Annotated in this window: 11 protein-coding genes; 5 read left to right on the top strand and 6 right to left on the bottom strand. The window is 55.7% G+C overall.

From position 1 onward, the window contains the following. Window positions 1–446 precede the first annotated feature (446 nt). Together NHH03_RS21360 and NHH03_RS21355 are read left to right on the top strand one after the other, a co-directional pair. Complete coding sequence (locus NHH03_RS21360; RefSeq protein ID WP_253159453.1) at window positions 447–12,278, top strand: isopeptide-forming domain-containing fimbrial protein; 11,832 nt, start codon at window positions 447–449, stop codon at window positions 12,276–12,278. Window positions 12,279–12,496: 218 nt separating this feature from the next. After that, window positions 12,497–14,293: a TolC family protein gene (locus tag NHH03_RS21355; RefSeq protein WP_253159451.1), complete on the top strand. Its 1,797-nt coding sequence runs from the start codon at window positions 12,497–12,499 to the stop codon at window positions 14,291–14,293. Window positions 14,294–14,325: 32 nt separating this feature from the next. Here the strand turns inward: NHH03_RS21355 and NHH03_RS21350 are convergent, their stop codons facing one another. From NHH03_RS21350 to NHH03_RS21330, 5 genes are read right to left on the bottom strand one after another with little or no spacing between them, the layout of a single operon-like run. Then, window positions 14,326–15,753 carry a DUF4185 domain-containing protein gene (locus NHH03_RS21350; protein WP_253159449.1) on the bottom strand — a complete coding sequence of 476 codons (1,428 nt, stop codon included), beginning with the start codon at window positions 15,751–15,753 and terminating at the stop codon, window positions 14,326–14,328. 15 nt (window positions 15,754–15,768) lie between these two features. Continuing rightward, window positions 15,769–16,248, bottom strand: coding sequence for a response regulator (locus NHH03_RS21345; RefSeq protein ID WP_253159472.1), 480 nt, complete (start codon window positions 16,246–16,248; stop codon window positions 15,769–15,771). A 49-nt stretch (window positions 16,249–16,297) separates the two neighbouring features. Beyond that, entirely contained in the window at window positions 16,298–16,537 is a 240-nt protein-coding gene (locus tag NHH03_RS21340) for a hypothetical protein (RefSeq protein ID WP_253159447.1), read from the bottom strand. A gap of 34 nt (window positions 16,538–16,571) precedes the next feature. Continuing rightward, window positions 16,572–17,039, bottom strand: coding sequence for a phage holin family protein (locus NHH03_RS21335; RefSeq protein ID WP_253159446.1), 468 nt, complete (start codon window positions 17,037–17,039; stop codon window positions 16,572–16,574). A gap of 43 nt (window positions 17,040–17,082) precedes the next feature. Then, window positions 17,083–17,499, bottom strand: a complete 417-nt coding sequence (locus tag NHH03_RS21330) for a CsbD family protein (protein ID WP_253159444.1) — start codon at window positions 17,497–17,499, stop codon at window positions 17,083–17,085. A 376-nt stretch (window positions 17,500–17,875) separates the two neighbouring features. Here NHH03_RS21330 and NHH03_RS21325 point away from each other — a divergent pair, with 376 nt between their 5' ends. From NHH03_RS21325 to NHH03_RS21315, 3 genes are all read left to right on the top strand, one after another. After that, complete coding sequence (locus NHH03_RS21325) at window positions 17,876–19,156, top strand: DUF2254 domain-containing protein (RefSeq protein WP_253159442.1); 1,281 nt, start codon at window positions 17,876–17,878, stop codon at window positions 19,154–19,156. A gap of 330 nt (window positions 19,157–19,486) precedes the next feature. Next, complete coding sequence (locus NHH03_RS21320; protein WP_253159440.1) at window positions 19,487–20,632, top strand: DUF937 domain-containing protein; 1,146 nt, start codon at window positions 19,487–19,489, stop codon at window positions 20,630–20,632. 47 nt (window positions 20,633–20,679) lie between these two features. Next, on the top strand, window positions 20,680–21,882 hold the full coding sequence (locus NHH03_RS21315; protein WP_253159438.1) for a phosphorylase family protein: 1,203 nt from the start codon (window positions 20,680–20,682) through the stop codon (window positions 21,880–21,882). 53 nt (window positions 21,883–21,935) lie between these two features. Here the strand turns inward: NHH03_RS21315 and NHH03_RS21310 are convergent, their stop codons facing one another. Then, the gene (locus NHH03_RS21310; protein ID WP_253159436.1) at window positions 21,936–23,204 is read right to left on the bottom strand and encodes a BaiN/RdsA family NAD(P)/FAD-dependent oxidoreductase; all 1,269 of its coding nucleotides are present in this window, start codon (window positions 23,202–23,204) and stop codon (window positions 21,936–21,938) included. Between the last annotated feature and the right edge of the window lie 98 nt (window positions 23,205–23,302).

Raw genomic sequence — 23,302 nt, 5'->3', positions numbered from 1 at the left:
TAAATCGACAGGCCGTGACGCGTCGAGCTTGCGAAAATCGCGCAACTTCTAAAAGCGTCAGCGAGTGGGTCGTCGGGGGGACTGGTCTTTGGTTGACCACGCTGTCCAGCGGGGGCGTTCCTAGTTCTGGCGAAGGGGGTTTGGGCGTGCTGCTAGCGGTGAAATCCCTCGCCGCAGTTCGTTGGATCCGCAGCGGACGACAGAGTTGCCGAATTTCCACGCATTTTTGGCTTCCGTGTCACAACTGCATCTTAGGTTGAAGATACACAACACGCGTTGATTGAGATCCTGGACGCCTATTTGTGGGGCAGAATTTGACTGTTGTCGATTGATTCCGTCCAATCATAATAACCGTATCATCGAGAAAACGTGAGTTGCATTGCGGGCGGAGTGCGTTTTCGCATCGTCCGATTGCCAGACAAATACCCCCCCCTGCATGAAGCGCCATGAGCATTGGTTTTCCCAATCCCGTTTCGGTTCGTAACAGCCAATCAAAACGCAGCAAACGCCGCGGTGTGCTCTTGCAGCAACTCGAACGGCGTGTGCTGTTAAATGCCGTACCGGACGTCAGCATTGACGTTCCCGATGAAGCCTTTGTCGGCGAGTCATTTGATTTCGAAATCACGTTTGACATGCCACCCTCGACGACCGAGACCGGCTACGGACCGTTCATCGACATTGTGATCCCCAGGAATGGTGCCGATGGTGCAGCCGGCACCGATGTACCAGACGGGATCGGGATCGACAGTGGCGACGTGACATTCGACTTTTTTGGATCCACTCTGACGCCGGTGTACAACGAGGTGGTGGACGCGACGGGGACCGTCGAGCATCCGTTGTTGGAGAACCCCGACGGGTCGCCAGTGATCGTCACCGGATTGACCCCCGGTGATCGTTTCATCGTGCTGCAACTACCAATCGGTTCTTATGACGAAGGCAGTCCCGAACTGGTTGTGACCGGTTCGATGGAGATCAGCGATTTGGCGGATGTCGGAGTTGGATTGGATGTTCAAGTGCGTGGTGGATTTCAGTATGGCTGTGATCCACTGGACAATCCCAGTGTTGACGATCCAAACGCAACCGTCAGTGGGTTCACTCAGGACACGGTGACGCCGGAGATCATTCGGATCAACAAAGTCGTCAATGCGCACGAGCAAGAGACGGTCAGTGGAGCAAACTTTCCACAGACCTACACCATCACTGTTGACATTGCCGAAGGCCAGACCGTGACCGATCTGACGGTCTCGGATCTGCTGCCCAATACGATCAATTATCAGGGTAACGTGGTAATCGGTGGCAGCGCAGGCGCCACTGGAACCATTAGTGATCAGCCCGGGATCGATGCATTGGCAGAAAATGGGACAGACGAACTGGTCGTCGAATTTGCTTCGGTCATGGGCACAGCAGGCGACGACGATGTGACCGTGACATTCTCCTTCTACATTCCCGAGTTGGACGGGGATGGCAATCCGATCATTGACCCCACCACGGGTCAGAGCACCATGACTCTGAACCCCGCCGAGGGCGAGTACACCTGGGACCCCATTGACCCCCGTGATCCGATTGTCACCGAGACCGTTGAAGATCCAGCCGATGGTGCGGATCAAAAATTGACCCAGAAATCGTTGGCCACTCAAAAATCGGTTGACGTCGTCGGCGGGGGCCCCGCACAGGTCGGTTCCGTATTGGAGTACCGGATCGAATTCCAGGTCTCGGATTATTTCGATTTCGACAACATCGTGATCGATGATCTGCTCAGTGATGGTCAATCGTTCGACAGCTCGTTTACGCCGACATTGGAAATCATGGGCAACAACGGCAATTCGTTGTCGACCAACACGTTCGAAGTGACAAATTATGACGACACCGTTGGGGGCGCCCCGAACTATGAAGTGGCGGTCCAGTTTCGTGTCTCCGATGAATTGGGCACGGAATTGGGCAGCGGCCAACTGACGGGCAATGACGGATTGTCACCGGGGACCACCGGTGTGGTTGTTTTTCGTACCACAATCGATTCGCTCTATCGCAACCCGGCATTGGGGGGCCAAGGGGTGGTCGAAGGCGACCAGGTTTCCAACGACATCGATATTTCGGCGACCGTCGCGGGCAGCAATGAATCGGTCACGGATGGCAGCCAAACAACAACCGACCTGGATTCGGGCACGTTGATCAAAGAGGTTTACGCGGTCGATGGCGTCCCAATCAGCGGCGTGCCGACGCTCGGCCCTGGCGATACGATTACCTACCGGTTGACCTATGACCTGCCGCAGACGCGATTCGACGACCTCACGATAGGCGATGTGTTGCCGTCGCCTGTCTTCGATGCGTCCTCGCTGACTCAATTCAACAACACGGTCCTGACGACAGGGACGCCGGCGGTTGGTGAAATCAGCTACGGCCCGCAAGCGCAAGCATTCTTTGACTTGTACTTTACCGGCGGTGGCATGACACCGACCCTGCAAGCGGAAACCGGCGCCAACGCATTTTCATTGGATTTCGGAAGCTTTGAAGCGTTGCCGTCCCAAGCAACGACAATCGATTTGCTGTACACCGTGGAGTTCCAAGATTTTCCCTTTGCCGACGGACTGACACTCGCCAACATTGGCGTTGCCAATGAGACCTCGACCGACGGTGACTCCAACACGACGACAGACATCGGCACGATCGTGTCTCAGACGCCGGATTTGAATCTGGTCAAAGGTGTCGTCAGCACCGACGCCAGCGCAGCATCCTTTGATCCGAACCCCGTCGGTCCGGTGAGCTTTGCCGATCCGGGAAACACGGGCAATGCATTCTCTGGATCGATCACCTCGGCCGACCTTGCCGCCAATCCGATCGACAGCAATTTGGAAGGGATCGATGCGGGTGATTTCGTCAAATTCGCGATCGTCATCGAAAACACCGGCAGTGATGACGGCTATGACTTGGTGATCAGCGATACGCTACCCAGCGGCTTCGACATCCCGACAGTCGGTCAGGGTTTGAATCTGCAGGTCACCCGAGGCGACGGGACCGTGATCGATTTCAACGATACCGCTGGCAATCCGATCACAGCTGCCAATGCGATGGAGTTTTTCACCAATGGGATTGAATTGGTGGATCCAGCGGATGTTGGGGGCAATCCGCTAGACGGCGTCATTGACGGTCAACCAGACGGAGCGGCGACCGGAAGCAATATCATCATTGTGACGTTCGACTTGCAGGCAAATGAATCAGCAGCGGCCGGTTCACAGCAGATTGACACCGGCGAATTGGTTTCCTTTGGAGCCATCAACAATGGAGTCGATTGGACCGATGGGGTCGATGGCGATTTCACCGACGACGCGATTGTCACCATTACGACGCCGATTCTGGGCAAGCAGTTGACTGGAACCGAAATCGTTGACGGCACCAACGCCTTTGATGAAGCAGTGATCGGCGAGCTGGTGACGTTTGATATTATTATGACCCTGCCCGAGGGAACGCTGCCTGAAGCCGTGCTGACGGACTATTTGGGGCAACTCGGTGACATGGCGTTCGTCAGTTACGACGGCTATAGCCTCAGTTCTCCAACGGCACTGCAAACCGACTTGCCGGGTGGGTTCGCCGCAATCGCACCGGTGGTCACAGCGGACGGACAATTGGTTTCCTTCGACCTGGGAACGATCGTCAACTCGGACACCGATAACGATACCGCCGAAACGATCACGCTGAGCATCACCGCGGTGGTACTCAACGATGTGCAGAACCAATCGGGATCCACCGAGCAAAACTTTGCGACGCTGGAATATCTTTCCAACGGGCAAACAGAGATTGAAACGGCGACTAGCGATCCCGTCACGGTCATTGAGCCGGATATCGAGGTGGAAAAAACGGCAACCGTTAATGGCGTGACGGCACCGCCCGCTGGTGGTGATACCGGCGACGTGGTCGTCTATACCATCGTTATTCGCCACAGTGGCAATAGCGAAACCGACGCCTACGAAATGGAACTTTCCGATACGCTGCCCACGCTGGTCGAAAACTATTCGATTACATCGGTTATGGACACTGAAACCGGTGCAGACGCCATCGGCATTGGGGACGTGTTCAACAACAACGGCGTCTTACAATTTGCGATTGGAGGGGACACCAGCCAGAACCAAATTGATTTTGCGATGGGCCGGGAAATTACAATTCAGGTTAGTGGTGAATTAGTTCTTGGGATTCAGCCCAATGATGTGGTCACGAATACCGCGGAAGTCCAGTGGACCAGCCTGGATGGCGATCCCGGAGAACGATCGACGTTTAACAATCAATCGGTCGAACGAACCGGCGCTGATGGTCCCGGCGGAGCATTGAATGACTATGCCGATCAAGACACGGTTTCGTTTACTGCCGACCCTGGCCAGCTGGTCAAATCGATTGTTTCCACATCAGAGTCGCACACTGGATTCGTCAATGGAATTGAACAGGTCGCCATCGGAGAAATCGTTCGCTATCGATTGGTAACCCAAGTCCCCGAATCTGAATATTTGAATTCGTTCATCGAGGATTTGCTACCGACTGGGATGACGTACTTGAACGATGGGACGACCACGATTGCACTGGTCGGTGACCAAAACGGCCTCTTTACTTCCAGCACGTTGGACCCATCAGCATTTGTGATGGGTGATGAAACAACGATTAACAGTATCACCCCGACGTTTGTTCTGACTGATGACCTGATTTCGACCAGTACAACGGATCCGAATGCTGACGATTTCCAGCCCGGGTCGAATCCTTTTTTCAACTTGGGGACGGTTGACAACGTTGAAGATGATGCGAATCAAGAATTCATCGTGATTGAATTCAATGCAATCGTCAACAATCTTCCCGATAATATCGCCGGCAATATCCTGGACAATCAATACGATGCCAGGATTAACTTTGAGCCTCCCAGCGTCCCCTCTGATCCGGTGTCGGTGCAGATCGTCGAACCCGATCTGACAGTCGATAAAGTACTGGTGAATTCTCCGGCCGACGGGAGAGATTTGGCACTGTTTGTCCTGACCGTTTCCAATTCAACAGCGGCTGGCGTGACGACCGCCTTTGACATTAATTTGACGGATCAATTGGATCCAAATTTGGACCTGATTTCACTGCAAGTATTCTCGCCAAGTTATGCGACCGCAACGGACAACTCGGACGTCGGCGTCGGAAACAATATTGATCTTGTCGTTGATCGCCTGGATCCTGGTGGCTCTTTTGTCGTGTTGGCCTCGGCACGCGTGGTCGACGATGTGGACGTTGGACTGACGATCCCGAACGAAGTCGATGTCACCTATACCAGTTTGCCAGGGGACAGTGGGACCGGCCCCAATCCGACCGGTTCAATTTTGCCAACCGACGATAGTTCTCCTGGAGACGTCAACGGCGAACGCACGGGTGACAGAACCGGTCCGAATGACTATTTCACCTCGGACAATGTGTCGTTCACGCTTGAGACGCCGACCGTGTCAAAATCGGTGGCGCCAGATCAATACACCATTGGTGAAATCGTTAGCTACGACCTGCTGGTGGAACTCAATGAAGGCACGACGCTTGACCTGTCGGTTGTCGACGATCTGCCAGATGGGCTGGAGTATGTTGGATTCACCCTGGTCACCGATGCCGCGTCCAGCGGCGGTTTGCTGACAGCAGACTACAACGGCAACCTCGTCATCCAAAGCTCCAATAATCCCGTCGGCAGCGGAACGGATCTGACGATCGATTTTGGTGACACACTGACGACTGCGGACAACAACGCGAACAACAATTCGTTCCTAGTGCGCGTCGACGCACGTGTGCTGAATGTGATTGGAAATCAAGATGGCGTCACGCTGACCAACACGGCCAATGTTGAGTACACGAATCCAAACAACGGAACCACTGATCTGGCAACCAACTCGGTTGACATCACGCTGATCGAACCCAATCTGATCGTCGAAAAGAGCATCAACAGCCCGACCACCGCGCCGGATGCAGGTGACGTCATCCAGTACCAGGTCGAGATCCGACACGACGGTAGCAGCAGCGATGCCTTTGAAGTGATGTTCGAAGACCTGGCGCCGACTAATACATTGATCACCAATGTGGTTTCGGTGGCTTCGCCTGGATTGCCAGTGACCCTTCAGGCAGAGATTCTGGGCGGCGGGACCTCGATCGTGCTGTCCGATATGACGGGGTCTGGTGAATTTGATCTGCCGCAGGGCATCGTGGTGACGTTGATTTATGAAGTCACAGTGCAAGACACGATTGGCCCTGGTGAAATGATCATGAACCAGGCAAATATTCAGTGGTCCTCGCTCGACGGCGATGTCAACTCCGGCCAACCCGACGGAGAGCGTGACGGCAGCAACGCCCCCACACCTGGATCGCTGAACGATTATTTTGATTCGGACAAGACCACGATCACCACGGCGGTCCCAACGATCGAAAAGACCTTGATCGATACCAGCCAGCCATCGACCAGCGGAAACGATCTGCTGATCGGCGAAGAAGCAACCTTCCGCATCACCATCACGCTGCCCGAAGCGACCTACCCCAATGACTTTGTCGTCAGCGATCTGCTGCCGATAACCCCCGGAGTGCTGGAACTGGTCAGTGCCACCTATGTCGCAGCCGAGTCGGATTCCAATGTCTCCTTTTCGAATCTAGTCACCGATACTAGCAGCGGCAACCCAACGTTCACGTTCACCGACTTGGTCAATGGCGTCGGCGCGATCAGCAACGAAAACATGATGGTGTTCGAGGTTGTCGCGGTCCTGACCGATGTGCCGGCGAATCAGAACGGTGACACTCTGATCAACACGGCCACGCTGACCTACCCTGGATTTACCGATGACGCCACCACGACCGTCGACGTGGTCGAACCGGTGGTGATGATCGACAAAACCTCCGCCACCACCACTGCCTCGGTCGGCGATACCGTGACCTACACGCTGACCGTCGATAACTTGGCCAGCAACGGCAGCACCGCCGATGCGTTTGATTTGGTAATCAGCGACGATCTTCTGAACAGTTTGCTGGCCGACGACACATTGGACCTGGTGGTCGGCAGCGTAGTGATCACGTCGCAACCTGCGGGGCGGACCGTCGATGTGACCGAAGGCAATGATCCCGGTGATGACACCGTCGAGGTGACGGTGGACCAACTGGCGATCGATGAAGTGGTGACCATTGAATTCCAAGCGGTTCTGAACGCCAACGTCGATCCGGCTGGTGACACGATCATCAACACTTCGACGGTCGACTATGACAACTTGCCCGGACCGGGCGGACGCACCGGCACGGACAACGACGATCACACGATCGACACCGGCCAGGAATCGATCGGGATCAGCAAGATTGTGGTCGATAGCTCGGAAGCCGGCACCACCTCCGATCAGCACGACACCAACATTACCGATTTGGCGATCGGAGAAATGGTGACCTATCAAGTCAGCCTGGACCTGTCGGCCGGTCTGTACAACGACGCAGTGATCTTGAGCGATCAATTGCCGGACTTCCTGGCATTGGTCGACGGCGTCAGCGACGTGCGAATCATCAGTATCGGTAGCGACATCACGTTGGCCTCTACCGCCACACCGACGGTCGCCAACAATACACCGGATGCTTACGACGACGCCTTCACAATCAGTTTTGATGTGGACCAAGTCGCGTTGCCAGGGTCCGCCGGTGCCGACGCAACGATCGTCATCGAAGTCGACGCGTTGGTATTGAACGTGGACGGCAATCAAGACACCGGAACGCCGCTGACCAACACGGCACAAGTTGACTATGCGACGTTTACCGACACCGCGACGGCCGATGTCGAGTTGGTCGAGCCGGAAGTGGAATTGACCAAGACAATCGTGGGCGGTGCGCCGACGGCGCCGGATGCCGGCGACACGGTTCAGTACGAAGTGGTGCTGGAAAACACTGGCACCAGCACGGCGTACAACGTGAACTTTGCCGACATCGCTCCGGGCGACACACTGATCATCAGTGTTGATAGTCTGGTGGCGACCGGCTTCCCAATCGCTGGTGCACCAACGGCGGCGATTACCGGCGGCGGCACTGGGATCACGATCGATGGCGGCGATTTCGACATGCCAGTCGGCGCGACGATCACGCTGACCTATACGATCGAATTGCAAGACAGTGTGACCCGCGGCGAAATGCTGACCAACGACGCGACGGTGGATTGGTCCTCGCTATCGGGCGACCAGGATCCGGGTGCGGAAACCGGCGAGCGTGACGGCAGCAGTCGTCCGGACACCGGCGGATTGAACAACTATTTCAATGACGACACAGTCACGATCACAGTCGGCGAAGGCTTGGAGCTGGACAAGACCGTGGTCGGACCGACGGTGTATTCGATCGGCGACACGGTGACCTATCAAATCGAGGTCAGTCTGTTCGAAGGCAGCACGCCGGACGTGATTGTGCTCGACGACATCCCTGATGTGATGACCGTTGACACGTCGACGGTGATGGTGATCGCCGGCAGCAATTTCACGTTCAACCCGACTGCGCCAGTGATTGACTTCAGCGGCGGTGTGTTGACGGTGAACGTGGGTGATGTGGTCAACACGGGCGACAACGATTCGACCAACGACAGTTTCATCATCCAGTATGAAGCGTTGATCGTCGACGATCCAGGCAACGTGGATGGTCAAACCAAGACCAATACGGCGACGGTGACATCGACCAACGGTCTGACCGACACTGACGATGCGATGATCACGCTTGTTGAACCGGTTCTGACGATCGACAAATCATCCCCGACGACAACGGCATCGGTGGGTGATACGGTGACCTACACGTTGGTAGTCAGTAATTCGGCGGCAGGCGGTAGCTCGACCGATGCGTTTGATCTGGTGATCACCGACAGTCTGCTCAATGGAATGGGCGATCAAGATACGCTGGACTTGGTTGTCGGTAGCGTGACCGCAGTGACCAGCGGTGGTGGTACCGTTACGATTGCCACGGGCAACAGCGCCGGCGACACCGCGTTGGAAGTGGATGTGGACGTGTTGGAACTGGGTGAAACGGTGACGATCACCTTCGACGCCATTCTGAATGCCAACGTTGATCCGGCCGGTGACACGATCATTAATACCTCGGTGGTCGACTATGACAGTTTACCGGGGACCGGCGGTCGTACCGGCACGGACAACGACGATCACACCATCGACACCGGCCAGGAATCAATCGGGATCAGCAAGATTGTGGTCGATAGCTCGGAAGCGGGTACCGGCAGCGGCCAGCACGACCCGGCGATCACGGACCTGGCGATCGGCGAGACGGTGACCTATCAGATCAGCTTGGATTTGTCGGCCGGTCTGTACAATGATGCGGTGATCCTGAGCGATCAGTTGCCGGACTTTTTGGCAATCGTCAACGATCCCAACGCGGTCCGATTCACGACCGGCAGCGGCATTACGCTCAATGGATCAACGATTACGCTGCAAAACAACACTGCAGACGCCTACGACGACGCGTTTGAAATCAACTTCGACGTCGATCAAGTGGCCCTGCCCAGCGGCACAGCAGCCGACTCCCAGATCATCATCGAAGTCGACGCGTTGGTGTTGAATGTGGATGGCAATCAAGACACCGGAACGCCGCTGACCAACACCGCACAAGTTGACTATGCGACGTTTACCGACACCGCGACGGCCGATGTCGAGTTGGTCGAGCCGGAAGTGGAATTGACCAAGACGATCGTCGGCGGTGCGCCGACTGCGCCGGATGCCGGTGACACGGTTCAGTACGAAGTGGTGCTGGAAAACACTGGCACCAGCACGGCGTACAATGTGAATTTCGCCGACATCGCTCCGGGCGACACACTGATCATCAGTGTTGATAGTCTGGTGGCGACCGGCTTCCCAATCGCTGGTGCACCAACGGCGGCGATTACCGGCGGCGGGACTGGGATCACGATCGAGGGTGGCGATTTCGACATGCCAGTCGGCGCGACGATCACGCTGACCTATACGATCGAATTGCAAGACAGTGTGACCCGCGGCGAAGTGCTGACCAACGACGCGACGGTGGATTGGTCCTCGCTATCGGGTGACCAAGATCCGGGTGCGGAAACCGGCGAGCGTGACGGCAGCAGTCGTCCGGACACCGGCGGATTGAACAACTATTTCAATGACGACACAGTCACGATCACAGTCGGCGAAGGCTTGGAGCTGGACAAGACCGTGGTCGGACCGACGGAATATGCCATCGGCGATGTGGTGACCTACCAACTGGAAGTCACCATGTTCGAGGGCACGACGACGGCCGTGGTGGTGACGGACAATCTACCCGACCGGCTGATCGCGAACCCATTGTCAGTGTCGGTCAACGCGGGTGGGAATTTCAGTTTCAGCCAGGCTCCGGTTGCGTCGTTCAGCAACGGCCAACTGACGATCGATTTGGGAGACGTGGTCAATCAAGGAGACAATAACACCGCAAATGATTCGTTCTTGATCACCTACAACGCCTTGGTCGTCAACGATTCGGCGAATAACAACAACGACGTCAAGACGAATGATGCCCAAGTCACGTCGACCAATGGACTGACCGATAATGACACAGCAGACATCACGATCATTGAGCCATTTTTGGAGATCGAGAAATCGATCAGTGATGACACGCCGCACTTGGGCGACACGGTGACCTACACGTTTGACATCATGCACACCGGGGCGAGCACTGCTAACGCGTTCGATTTGCTGATTCTGGACACGTTGCCGCCAGAAATGACATTGGATGTTTCCACGATTATGATTGTTGCTCCCGTCGGATCGACCGTCGTCGACAGTTCCAGCGGAAACACGATCGATATCAGCATCGATGAATTGCTGCTCGGCGATACGGTGACGGTTAGCTTCGACGCGGAAGTCACGAGCGATATCAATTCCTACGGTGCTTTGGTCACCAACGCCGTTGATTTGGATTGGGACAATCAACCGGGGTTCAACCCAGAGCAACGCCCTGACAATACGGACGATTCCGTCGACGCGACGATCGTCGGTCCAGATTTAACCATCGACAAAAGCACAGTGGAAACGGAGTTGGTTGCCGGTCAAGTTTTTGAGTACACCTTTGTGGTGACAAATAAAGCAGGGCCGTATGCAGATGTCGCTACCAACGTGGTTGTCACTGACGTGCTACCGGATGGAATTTCCTTTGCCGGTTCTTCAGATCCCTACTACGTCAGCAACGACCCGAGCACGGGCACCGTGATCTGGGAAATTCCAACCATGGCGATTGGTGAGACCGTTGATTTGCAGTTGACGGTCCGATTGAGCGATCCGGCACCTCCCACTGAGTTCTACATCAATGGCGTGCAAGTGACGCACAATGATGTTGATCCCACGCCGATCGACAATGTCGATTTGGTGGTGACACCCGATTCTCGCTTCAATACCCCTGACCTGACGGTGACGAAAGACGACGGAATCACACAGGCGTTCTTAGGTGACACTTTGACCTATCAGATCGTCGTCACCAATGTTGGTATCGAAGACGCAACCGGCGTCACTGTGACCGACACCTTCCCGGACGACGTTTTGAATTTTGTTTCGGCATCCGATGGTGGTGTTTACGATCCCACGACTGGAATCGTGACTTGGGATGTTGGCTTTCTGGCCGGAGAAGGCGGACAGATTGTGTTGACGCTGACGGGGCAGGTGAAAAATACCGGGCTGGATCTGAACACCAAAGAATTCACCAACGAAGTTGATGTGACCTACGATCCGCGACTTGGTCCCGACCCCACACCGGAGAACAATCACGACACTGACACCGATCAGTTAATCGTTTATTCGTATGATTCGTTCAACACGTTCTTAGGCGAGGATCGCGAGTTGCCCCGTCTGGTGACACCGGAATTGCCGGTTGAAACGATCATGAGTGGTACGGCGAATCCTGGCACCACGTTGTATTTGGAAATCCGTGACGGTTCTGGCGATTTGATCGGTTGGCGCACCACGGTGACCGATGTCGGCGGCAATTATGTCGCTAACTTCCAAGGCGTTGCGATCGACGAAAGCGACCATAGCAGCCGGGCGCATGAGACGTTTGCCGGTTACAATCGGAACGATAATGCCGGTTATAACCTGCGACGCTACTATGAACCGGTGCCCCGCGCGGCGACGTTCTTTAGTGTTTCCCGCTTCAACGATGACGGGTTCCGTGGACGTTCTGGCCAGGTCCTGCACTCGATGCAAGCAGCCGACGAACAGCCGCTGCAGTTGACCGATTTGGGGGAATTGTCGGCTTACCGTAGCCGAGTGAGTTCATCGCTGGCGGGCGAGTGAATCTAGGCGTAGATAGTAGGCGGGAACTAGCGACGGTACCGGTTGTGCCGGTCCGTCGTGTTCTAGGAGACCTGTGGATTGATCCGGCGACAGGGAATTCTGTTGCCCAATGTGTGTTCCAGCGTCGAAATGCAGAGTGGCCCAAGGTGCCGTACACCCAGTGGATGTGGTGATGGCTACCTCTCGAACACTGTGGCAGACACTACTAGGAGCCTCGGATGGCATCTCGACGGATCGTACTCAATCTGATTGCGGCGCTTGCGACCACGCAAGCAGTTTCCGCTCAACAACCAACGCCACCGACGACAACCGCGGACAGCTATGCGGCGCCGTTGAGCACGGACTATGCCACGATTAACGTCGCCGGCACCAGCGCCATGCCGGCCGGCTATGCGCCGTGGTGGCAAAAGCAAGTCGCTTCGCCACTGTCGGCCGATGATCGTCCGGTAGATGTCAGTGTCAGCACACTCGTGTCCGGAGCGCTACAGTACTCGGCTCAAATCCGTACCTTCAGCGAACTGCCGTTGATCCGCGAGCAGCGGATCACCGAAGAATGCGGGCTGTTCGATTGGCGTGTGTTTGCTGAATCCGATTTCCAAAGCAGGAGTGACCCTGTCGGCAACACGCTGACCGTGGGCGATCCGAACGAAGACCGTTTCCAAGAAACCGATTGGCAATTCCTGGGCGGTATGCGGCGGCGAAACTATCACGGCGGTCAATTCGAAATCGCCCAAGAGTTTGGACTGCGCGACAACAATTCGATCTTCTTTCGCCCCGACGACCAAGGGTCGTCGCGGTTGAGAATGCGTTACATCCAGCCGCTCAAACGCGGTGCCGGCGAATACTACAATACGTCACAGATCTACCTGGCCAAACTCGACGCGTCCGCGGCGAACGACGAATTTTCCCGTCAATTGCAATCCCAGGTACTGGAAGTCGCTCGCAGCTATTGGGCGTTGTACGTCGAACGCGCGTCGTTGCTTCAGCGGGTCAAACTGACTCGCGAGGGCCGCGAAATCTATGACGTGTTGAATCAACGACGTAATTTGGACGTCGATCAATCGCAACTGTATCGGGCGATGAGTGCGGTCACCGAACGTCAAGCCATGCTGACTCGCAGCCAGACGGCCGTCCGCAACGCGGAATCGCGGATCATTCGATTGATCAATGACCCGAGTCTGGAGGAAGACGGTTTATTGGAACTGTTGCCGGTCGCAGCTCCCGAATCTCAGCCGGTTGGCGTGGACATGGTTCAAGCCAAACTGACAGCCTTGAACATGCGCCCGGAAATTGCTCAGGCGCGAAAGCAAATTTCTGGGGCGGCTCGTCGGCGAGACATTGCGGTCAATGAACTTCAGCCTGTGCTCGACGCAGTGCTGGAATCCTACGTGGCGGGACTGAACGGCAACTACGACATCAGCAATTCGTTTGGCGATCAGTTTACCGAAGGACAACCCGGCTTTGGCGTCGGTTTGATCTATGAGTATCCGGTGTGCAATCGAACCGCACGCGCCCGTTTGCGTCGGCGACAATTGGAGCTGCGGCAACTGCAAAGTCAGCTTCAGGCGACCATCGAGTCGTTGATGTTGGAAGTCGAAGTGGCTGTCCGCGAAGTCCAAACGTCGTATGCCGAACTACAGGCAAAGTACTTGAGCATGCAAGCGAGCCAAGCCGAAGTGGTGGCGATTCGCAAGCGTTGGGAAGTCTTGGCCGGCAATGATCCCTCGGCCACCCTGTTCTTGGACAATTTGATCGCTGCACAGAACCGATTGGCTCTGTCGGAACATGCCCTCGCACAGACGCTGGCGACCTATAACCTGTCGTTGATCAGTCTGGCACGTGCCAAGGGGACGCTGTTACAAGAGCAACGAATCGACATCATGCGAAACCGTTCGAATTGTCTGCCGTCGCTGTCGGCGTTTCAAAGTGAGCTGGCAATCAATCAACAGCAGTTGATGCCCGCTGATGAATTCGATCCCGTGATCGTTGGCGACAATCCGGCAATCCCTCAGTAATCCTTGTGCTGCTGCCGCAAACAACCGCCGGACTAATGGCTCGAACTCGGTTGGTCGGCGAACAGTTCATCCAAGTCCAATCGGTACAACACTTGGTTGTAGTCGTATCGCGGCGAGGGCGATGTGGTTTTAGAGAACGTCGATGTGTAGGTGCCTTCGAACAACAAAATTGGCGAACCCGGTTGAACAAAACCTGGGTGCAGTTGCGGGTTGTAGAAGGTGTAATTGTCATGCGTGACCACTTTCACGGCACCGGCCCAGGGGCCCAGTGGCGAGTCGGATTCGGCATACCAGATTTCACCCAAAGCCGACGAGTCACCAAATTTCTGGGTGAACACGGTGACCCATTTTTGGCGAAATTCATTCCACGCGATGGCACCACGGTGAGGTTCGATCTGGGATTGATTGTTTTCTGAACCAGGCTGCGCCAGACTGACAGATCGCGGTGCATCGATCGTTTCCCACTTCGACGGATCTGACCAGTCTGCGTAGGTCGCTCGGCAACGAATGGTCGGAAACGGGTCGCCGAACAAGGCCCACTGGATGCCGTCGTCATCGGTCCACAGCACGCAATGTCCATGGGGCATCTCGGGCGGTTGCGGATTCTGGTCCGACTTTTTCCAGACGACTTTCTCGCGATCAAAGCGTTGCGCATCGTCATTCCAAATGCACAGTCCTTTCTCGTACTCGTCCAACGGCGGATTGATTTTGGAGTAGGTTGCACCCAACTGATGTCGCCCTTGATCGTCCGCCAGACTGACATAGCCGAACAGCCATGTCGGCCCCGGACCCGGCATCTTTGCAACGTCCCGCGGCATCCCTTCTACATCGCGGACATAATCGAATCGCAATTGCAGCGGTGGCTGAAACGATTCCAGTGGACGCGGAATGGTTGTGGCGCCGGTCATATGAAACCTGCCCAAGGGATACTTGGCTACCGTCGTGTCGCCCCAACCCCAAATTAGTTTTCCGTTGTGATGAATGTTTTGCACACTGTCACAGCCTAGGATTCCCTGTTCGGTCCACTGTTGGTGATCACCCAGCTTCTGGCTTTCGGCAAACAAGCCACCGCCGGTCAGGCGACCGAGACGCTTTCCCGGCATTTCTCTGCGAACTGAAACAGTGAGCGTTTCGCCGGGGCGCGGAGTCAACCGAACGCCGGCGAAACCAAATCCGTCTTTGTCGACCGAATAACCATGACCACGAATCGAAAACCAAGTTTCGGTGTTCATCAATTCCGGTAAATCGAATGCGATGACGCCGGCATTGTCGGAAATGAAACGAACATGATGGGTGGTGGTTAGTTCAACCAGCGGCACCGGCCAGCCATTGCTTTGATCCACGATTTGAATGCGGCAGGGTGGTGCGGCAACCAGCGACGCGACCGAAAGCACCTGCAAGCCGATCCATACCACCCCGACACGACACCACCCAAATCGCTCGATTCCCTGAATTTGCATGCAGACCTTTCCACCCTACTGTTGAGATTGGCTTTCTTGCGCGCGTCGCACCAAGTCACGCAGGCGGGGCGAGATCTGGTGTGCTTCGCCAAGGTTGGTTGGAAAGCTTCCCCATGCCGGTGAGTCTCGTAGGGTTCTGAACACCGCGTCTACAAACAGAGACTTGTCTAGCGGTTTCATCACAAACGCATTGGCCTGTTGTTGACGGACCAACGGTTCAATTTCATGGTCTCGTAAACTACTGATGACCAAGACGGCAGTTTGCCGTAGCGCGTCGTCGGAACTTGAGCGGATTGATTGTAGCAAGTCAAATCCGCTGCTGACGGGCATGTCGATATCGGTGACAACCAAATTGACGGGCCGCTGCTGGAGCAATTCCCAAGCACCGGCGCCGTTGTCAGCATCGCGACATTCGAATCCCAATTCGGACATCCACGTGACGACTTGGCGTCGTATCGAACGAACGTCATCGACGACCAGACAGGATCCCAACATCGCTTTCACAGTCGATTCACCGTTTCGAGGGTGCCAAACAGAGGGCTGGCTACCAAGGTTTGCATTTCCAGCCGATCAAAAATCCGATGCCGAACGCCCAAGCCGCCGCGACTTCCGGTTTGTCTTTGGCGTATTCTTTGGCCAGTGTAAAGATATCACTCGCCGGTTCTGTGACGTAGTGCTCGGTGGCGTCTCTGGCCGTTGCGGCAAGTGCATCGGCACCGTCTTGAAATACTTGGCGTGCCTGAGACTGCTCGGCCGCGGGAATGCTGTTGGGTTGTGTAGACATCGTCGTCTCTCCTTGAAGGTTCATAAGTTGATCACTACCTCCGATCTGATTGCGGAGCTTGCGTCTGGGTATGGAAATCGTGTGCGCGGAAACGGTTACGAGCCGAGGATTCGGGGGAGATAATGGTTGCCTTGAGCCATTTCAGGTTCTCCGAAAACTCGCTTTTTGCTTCCGTCAATGCGTCTGATGCAGCGCCGAACCGACGGATTGCGATCCAGCCGAGGATGGCTGCGATCAACACTCCGGTCAATCCGACGATGCCAAAACAGGCACTGGTCGGCAAGGTCGTCAAATCCTCCAGCAACCAACCGGCTGCCAGCGCAAAACACAGGCAGGCACCGGCAACAAAGATTGCGGCCAAACCGGCCAACACGGATCCTTTGATCAGCTGTCGCTTGGCATGTTGGCTATCGACCGAGATCAATTGCCATTGCAATTCGCACAGTTCGATGACGTCTGCGAAGATGCGGCCTAGACCTTTCGGTTCGGGTGGCTGATTCATAGGTCAATGGGTTGGGAGGAGGGACAGGAAAGTTGGCAGCGGTTTAGCGGCGACGTCCAAGAAAGAACAGCGCGCCAGCGGCGATGCCCAATCCGAACGCGACCGCGAGCGATTCACCCGGACGCTCTTTGACAGTGCGTGTGACTTCATCGCCCCACTGCTTGGTCTTTTCCGCAGCCCGAGCGTATTGTTCGGCTGCGGCTTGCGTGGCTTCGTCGGCGTATTGGGATGCCGACTCGGCAACCCGTGACATTGTCGAACTTCCGCTGCGAATCGCGTTCGACAAAAATTCTTCTACTTCGCGTCTGGAAGCGCCCGTTTTTTGCTGAACGACCCCCACCAGTTGCTCGGCCGAGCCTTTGGCACGTTGTAGGTCATTGTCGGTCAATTGTCCCCAGTGCTCCTTTAACTGTCCGGTGACTTGATTCCATTGTCCCCGAATCTCTTCACGAGTGACCATCTCTAAACTCCGATACTTGTATTGGTGGAACAGTTGTGCTCAATGATAGCCGCCACGACCGTCTCAAGCGATTCGGTTCGCAGCGGCAACTCTAGGACTAGGGTGCAAGCGGTGTGCCAATCGAATCGGAAAGCCAGTTTATCGCAACCCGACGCGTCAGTAATGCGGGTGGAGCATTTTCCCAGGCTTTGGCGCGGGGCAGAACAACAATTGATGTTGGACCGGCGATTGAATCAACAGGGGCGACATTTGGATGCACCGCTGCAACCCAGGCTGGTCGCAGATCGATCAGTTTGTCGGCCTGATCGGGTTCGGCATACGATATGCATCCTTCCACTGCGTTTCCCCATTCGATCACCATTCCAGAGGCAGTCCTTTGCGTGCCAAAGTTCGGCAATTCATTTACCAGGTCCGCGGTAGCTATTGGTTCATTCCTGCGCTGATGGCATTGATGGCGATTGTGGGCAGCCAAGTCGTCGTGCAATTGGATCACCGACTGGGGGCTGACTGGATGAAGGATACCTGGTGGATTTCAATGAATCAGCCCGATGGAGCGCGCTCGCTGTTGGCGACGGTTGCCGGTTCAATGATCACCGTCACTGGCGTCACGTTCTCGCTGACCATTCTTGCGGTCTCCTATGCGACATCGCATTACGGACCGCGTCTACTGGATAACTTCATGCGTGACCGTGGCAACCAGATCACGCTGGGGACGTTTGTTGCAACCTTTCTGTATTGTTTGTTGGTGTTGCGGACGGTTCGCAGCGAAGCCGGTGATTACGCGCAGTGGTCGGCGTCGCTGTTCGTCCCGCACCTTTCGATCGCAGTCGCGATCGCGTTAACACTGGCGAGTGTCGGCGTGCTGATTTACTTCATTCATCATGTTCCGGAAAGCATTCATATCTCCAACGTGTTGGGCGATATCTCGACGACGATGGATGCGAAGATCAACGAGTTGTTTCCCAAGTCTTCAGAGCAGAAGACAAACCAAACGCTCGCCCAGGTGCCCGATTGGGAGGATTCAATCAAAGTGCATTGTCGCCGCAGTGGTTACCTGCAAGGGATCGACGAAACATCGCTGCTGAGCTTCACGCGGCGTTACAACACGGTCGTCAAGCTTGATGTTCAACCAGGCGATTACCTATTGGTCGGTCAGTCGATCGCCACTGTCAAACGTCCTCCGCCGGACAGGGCCGCGGGCGACAGTGATGATTCCCCACCAGATCCTCTGGAGGAAGAGATTTGTAGCGATCGATTGCACGGAGCGATCGCCGTCGGGAATTCCAGAACGCCGACTCAAGACATCTTTTTTCTGTTCAACCAATACGTTGAAATCGCCGCGCGGGCCCTTTCACCCGGAGTCAATGACCCGTTCACCGCGATCGAGTGTATCGACCGGATTGCCCGCGGGCTGGCTGCTTTGTCGACTCATGATATGCCCTGTCGCTACCGTCGTGATCGTGATGACGAATTGCGGATTATCATGTTGCCATTGTCTTGGAAAGGGATCGTGCACGCCGCGTTTGGCCAGTTGATACCGTATGCGGAAAAAGACCCGAACGTTCGAGTCTATTTACGTGACCGAATCGCGACGCTGTTGGAACTGTCGGGCAACGCAGGGCTCAATCACGAACTTCGCAATCTGCATTGTGAGTGACACACAGGCCAGCGGTCGCAACGACTGACTGAACCGTTGATCACATCGCCCGCGGGAATCTTTGCATTCGGGGCTGCCGTGGGGCCTACAAAGCTTGACGCGTTTAGTCACAAGCGTGACCATTAGAGAGCGTTTAGGGAGTCTGGATTGACAATCCGATTCTCGCCGAGGGCATTTTGATGCCAGAAAGACACAGTATTCTCATGCCCGGCCAGAGCAAGCTTTGGCTTTCATGCGTGAGGTTTGTAGAAGCAGCGCTGTGGCTGACCCCAGGGCACTGTTTTTGGTTATTACGTGAAATCCAAAACAATGCTTTTCGGGAGTTCGGTGATGACAGTCAATTTGTTGGAAATGGCGCAACGTGCGATCGGTTCAGGAATGCTCAGCAAGGTCGCTGGCATGCTGGGCGAGGACGAGACCAAAACAAAGTCAGCCATGGACATCGCCGGTTCGGCGCTGTTGGGCGGACTGATGAAAAAGGTTTCCTCGCCGCAGGGGGCCGAGGATGTCTTTCATCATGCCAAGCAGTTTGATACCGGCATGTTGGAGGACTTGGACGATCATTTTGGCGCTGCGGCGAACCCTCAAGAATCCAGTGTCTGGTCGGTACTGGGCGGAGAGATTGTCTCCAAATTGTTGGGTAACAACCAAGACTCGGCAATCGACATGGTTTCGAAACTTGCCGGTATCGGTCGTGGATCTTCCAAGTCGTTGCTCTCGATGCTGGCACCGTTGTTATTCGGCATGATCGCAAAGCGGGTCAAGACGGGAGACTTAAACCTGAGCAGCTTAATCAATCTGGTGATGAGCCAAAAAGCTCAAGTGGCCAAATACCTGCCGGCCGAATTCAATCGCCAACTTGGGATTGCCGGGTTGATGGACAGCACGCCACAGACCGAGCGTGTGACACGTCCTCATGCACCGGTCCGCAAACAAGACGACGGCAATTTGGTGAAATTTTTGCTGCCCCTGGCGGTCGTGGTTGGTCTGGGGATCGCGGCCTGGTGGTTGATGTCCTCACCCGAGGTCCAGCAGGTTGCCCGGAATTCCGCCGACGACGTGCAACCAAACGACACGCGTGTCGAGGTTCAGCGCCCGGTGGTTCCAGAAGCCACGGTTCCAGACGCCACGGCTCCGCAGGCGACCGTTCCCAAAATCAATCTGGACGGTATCGGTGCCAACTTGGGAGGTGCGATGACCGATCTGACTCAATCGATTGGTTCGATTTCGGACGTCGCATCTGCACAGGCAACGATCCCGCAGATCAAAACGCTGACCGAACGCATGCGAGACACCGGGTTCAATCAATTGACGCCGGAACGAACGACCATGCTGCAGGGCGTGCTGACCCCGTTGGTGGAAAAACTGCAATCGGCGTTGGAAACCGCCTATCAGATCCCTGGTGTCAAAGCGGTGTTGGAACCGGTGGTCAAGGACATGATGGACGCTCTGCCGAGTTTCGTGAAAGTCAGTTGACCATCAGTCGATTGTCACCTGGTCCCGTTTGGTGCACAATCGCTCGCATGAACGATGACTTTCAGATCAATCCGGAACTGAGCGAAGACGCATTGCGTGGGCAGATCGAAGCTGCCTGCGCATGGATGGAACATGTTTATGACGACGGGCACTATTCAAAGCTAACCGTCTATCGACATTGGTCGAAACACAATCCCGAACTTTCTGGCAAGATCGCCCGACCACGCGCCTACCGTTGGTATCTGCGGCGAGAATTGTTCAAGCTTGCTAAACGTGGCGCAGAAATTCGTATCAAGCGGTCTAGAAAGCGTGTGGATCTAAATTCCCCCGCGCTGTTGGAATTAGTTGACGAGACCGATTTTGATTTGACGCGCAAAAAGGTGTTTCTGTTTGGGCCCGAACGATCGGAGTTGTCGATCAAGCGACTGGAACATTACACCGGGACAGTGGCCGAAGATTTTCAGCGCTACGTTTTGCTGACTAATTACCAGATGCACTTGGAGGCCTTTGCCAGCCAGTTTCCTGACTGTGTGGGGCCGAGTCGATCCGGCGTGCAGATGCCGACCTTGCATCATAAAGACGATGACAATCGCGGGATCAGTATCGTCAACATCGGCGTCGGGCCCTCCAACGCCAAGAATCTGACGGATCATTTGGCCGTGTTGCGCCCTGATGCGATGTTGATGGTCGGGCACTGTGCTGGCGTGCGGAATCATCAAGAGATCGGTGACTTTGTTTTGGCATCCGGCTACATGCGTGCCGATCACCTGCTTGATGAAGCGTTGCCGGCGGCGGTTCCGATCGCGCCCAGCTTTTTACTCAACCGATCATTGGCCGCCGTGCTGGATGGTGACCAACTGCCCTATCGAATTGGAATCGTTTACACGACCGCCGATCGCAACTGGGAATTGTCATTGAAGCGGACGCGAGAGCACTTGCAGGTCAGCCGCAGCATTGCCGTTGACATGGAATCCGCGACGGTGGCGGCCAATGGATTTCGGTATCGGATTCCCAACGCCACGTTGTTGTGCGTGTCGGACAAACCGTTGCACGGACAACCAAAGCTTCCCAGTGAAGCTGCGACGTTCTACGAAGACACTAAACGGAAGCACTTGTGTGTGGCGACCAGTGCGATCGAAATGATCAAACGCGACTACCCCGATGGACTGCCCAATAGTGATATCCGATCCCCAGCCGATTCGTTGTTAGAAGGTTCTGAGCGGCATTGCCGATCCGATGAATCGATTTAAGTACGATTCTTGCGGCACTTAGCGGCATTCAGCGTTGGCGTGTTTCGGTAGTGCTATACCTGACTGGCGGCGATTCCTGCGGCACGACCGGTGCTGAATGCGGCTTGAAAATTATAGCCGCCGATCCAGCCGTCAACGTCCAGCACTTCGCCGGCGATATACAGTCCGTCGGCGATGCGGCTGTGCATGGTCCGCGGATCGACTTCGGACAGTTTCACGCCACCGGCGGTGACTTCGGCTTTGGCAAACCCGCGAGTGCCTTGAACCGGAAACTCGGCGGATTTGATACCGGCGACCAGTGCCTGCAGTCGGTCACGTGGCAGTTCGGCAAGCGGCAAATCTGCGGCATGGGCCTGGACGATGGATTCGGCCAATCGATTCGGCAACCATTCGCCCAGCACGCTTGTCACGCTGCGTCGGCCACCGCCTGATCGGTCAGCGAGCGCCTGTTCGATTTGTTGCGTTGAGATTTCTGGTGCCAGGTCCACCATTAGTTTCACCGCATCAAAGTCATTGGCCGCCGTGATGGTCCCGCTGACATCCATCGCCGCCGGGCCCGAGAAACCGAGGTGTGTAAACAGCCAACTGCTACGGCGACTGACTAACGGTTTTCGTTTCGATGGCGGTTTGTTCTCCCAGTCGGCTCGACTGTAGACCGATGCGATACAGTCGTCCAACGTCAGCCCCGACAGCGCGTGGCTCCACTGGTATCCGCCGACCAAAGGGACCAACGCCGGTCGGGTCCGAACGATGGTGTGACCAAGTTGGTGAAGCCAGGCATAGGCGTCGCCGGTGGTTCCACATCCAGGCCAACTCTTGCCACCGGCGGTCACGATCAATCGGTCGCACGAGATTGAATCGCTGTCGGTGTGGACGATCCAGCGATCCGCCGATCGCTGGACCCGTTGAACAGCTTGCTGCAAGCGGATGGTGACGCCGGATTGGATCGCGCGCCGGTGCAAGGCATCGCGAACGTGAATCGCGCGGTTCGATTCGGGAAAGATTTTTCCGGTCGATTCAATTTTTGTTGCGACCCCGGCGTCATGAAACATTTTGACCACATCGGACGGCCCAAAGGCGCCAACGGATTTTTGCAAGAAACGTCCCGAGCGACCAAAGGCGGCGACGATTCCGCGGGCATCGGTGTCTTGCGTGATGTTGCAACGCGTCCCGCCAGACATCAGGATTTTGACGCCCGTTTTGGAGTTTTTTTCCAGCAGGGTGACCACGGCACCGCGCAGCGCGGCTTCTGCGGCGGCGACCATGCCGGCAGCGCCGGCGCCAATGACGATGACGTTTGGAGCAGCGGGGCGGTTGTTCATTGAAAAAAAGCCTGACTGTCGCAGGGGCTTGGATCAAACGGGTCTTGGCGACGGCCGATAATGCAAATCGGGCAGTGCCGTCGTGACGCGCCGCACGA

This window comes from Stieleria tagensis, from assembly GCF_024129865.1.
Classification (GTDB): Bacteria; Planctomycetota; Planctomycetia; order Pirellulales; family Pirellulaceae; genus Stieleria; species Stieleria tagensis.
The sequence above is the reverse complement of the archived record's forward strand: the minus strand, read 5'-3'. Positions and strand labels throughout refer to the sequence as shown.

Bases quoted from the DNA above. Each gene is read 5' to 3' on its own strand.
- NHH03_RS21330 (WP_253159444.1), bottom strand. From the start codon at position 17,499: ATGGTCACTCGTGAAGAGATTCGGGGACAATGGAATCAAGTCACCGGA.
- NHH03_RS21340 (WP_253159447.1), bottom strand. From the start codon at position 16,537: ATGTCTACACAACCCAACAGCATTCCCGCGGCCGAGCAGTCTCAGGCA.
- NHH03_RS21320 (WP_253159440.1), top strand. From the start codon at position 19,487: ATGACAGTCAATTTGTTGGAAATGGCGCAACGTGCGATCGGTTCAGGA.
- NHH03_RS21310 (WP_253159436.1), bottom strand. From the start codon at position 23,204: ATGAACAACCGCCCCGCTGCTCCAAACGTCATCGTCATTGGCGCCGGC.
- NHH03_RS21315 (WP_253159438.1), top strand. From the start codon at position 20,680: ATGAACGATGACTTTCAGATCAATCCGGAACTGAGCGAAGACGCATTG.
- NHH03_RS21345 (WP_253159472.1), bottom strand. From the start codon at position 16,248: ATGTTGGGATCCTGTCTGGTCGTCGATGACGTTCGTTCGATACGACGC.
- NHH03_RS21355 (WP_253159451.1), top strand. From the start codon at position 12,497: ATGGCATCTCGACGGATCGTACTCAATCTGATTGCGGCGCTTGCGACC.
- NHH03_RS21335 (WP_253159446.1), bottom strand. From the start codon at position 17,039: ATGAATCAGCCACCCGAACCGAAAGGTCTAGGCCGCATCTTCGCAGAC.
- NHH03_RS21360 (WP_253159453.1), top strand. From the start codon at position 447: ATGAGCATTGGTTTTCCCAATCCCGTTTCGGTTCGTAACAGCCAATCA.
- NHH03_RS21350 (WP_253159449.1), bottom strand. From the start codon at position 15,753: ATGCAAATTCAGGGAATCGAGCGATTTGGGTGGTGTCGTGTCGGGGTG.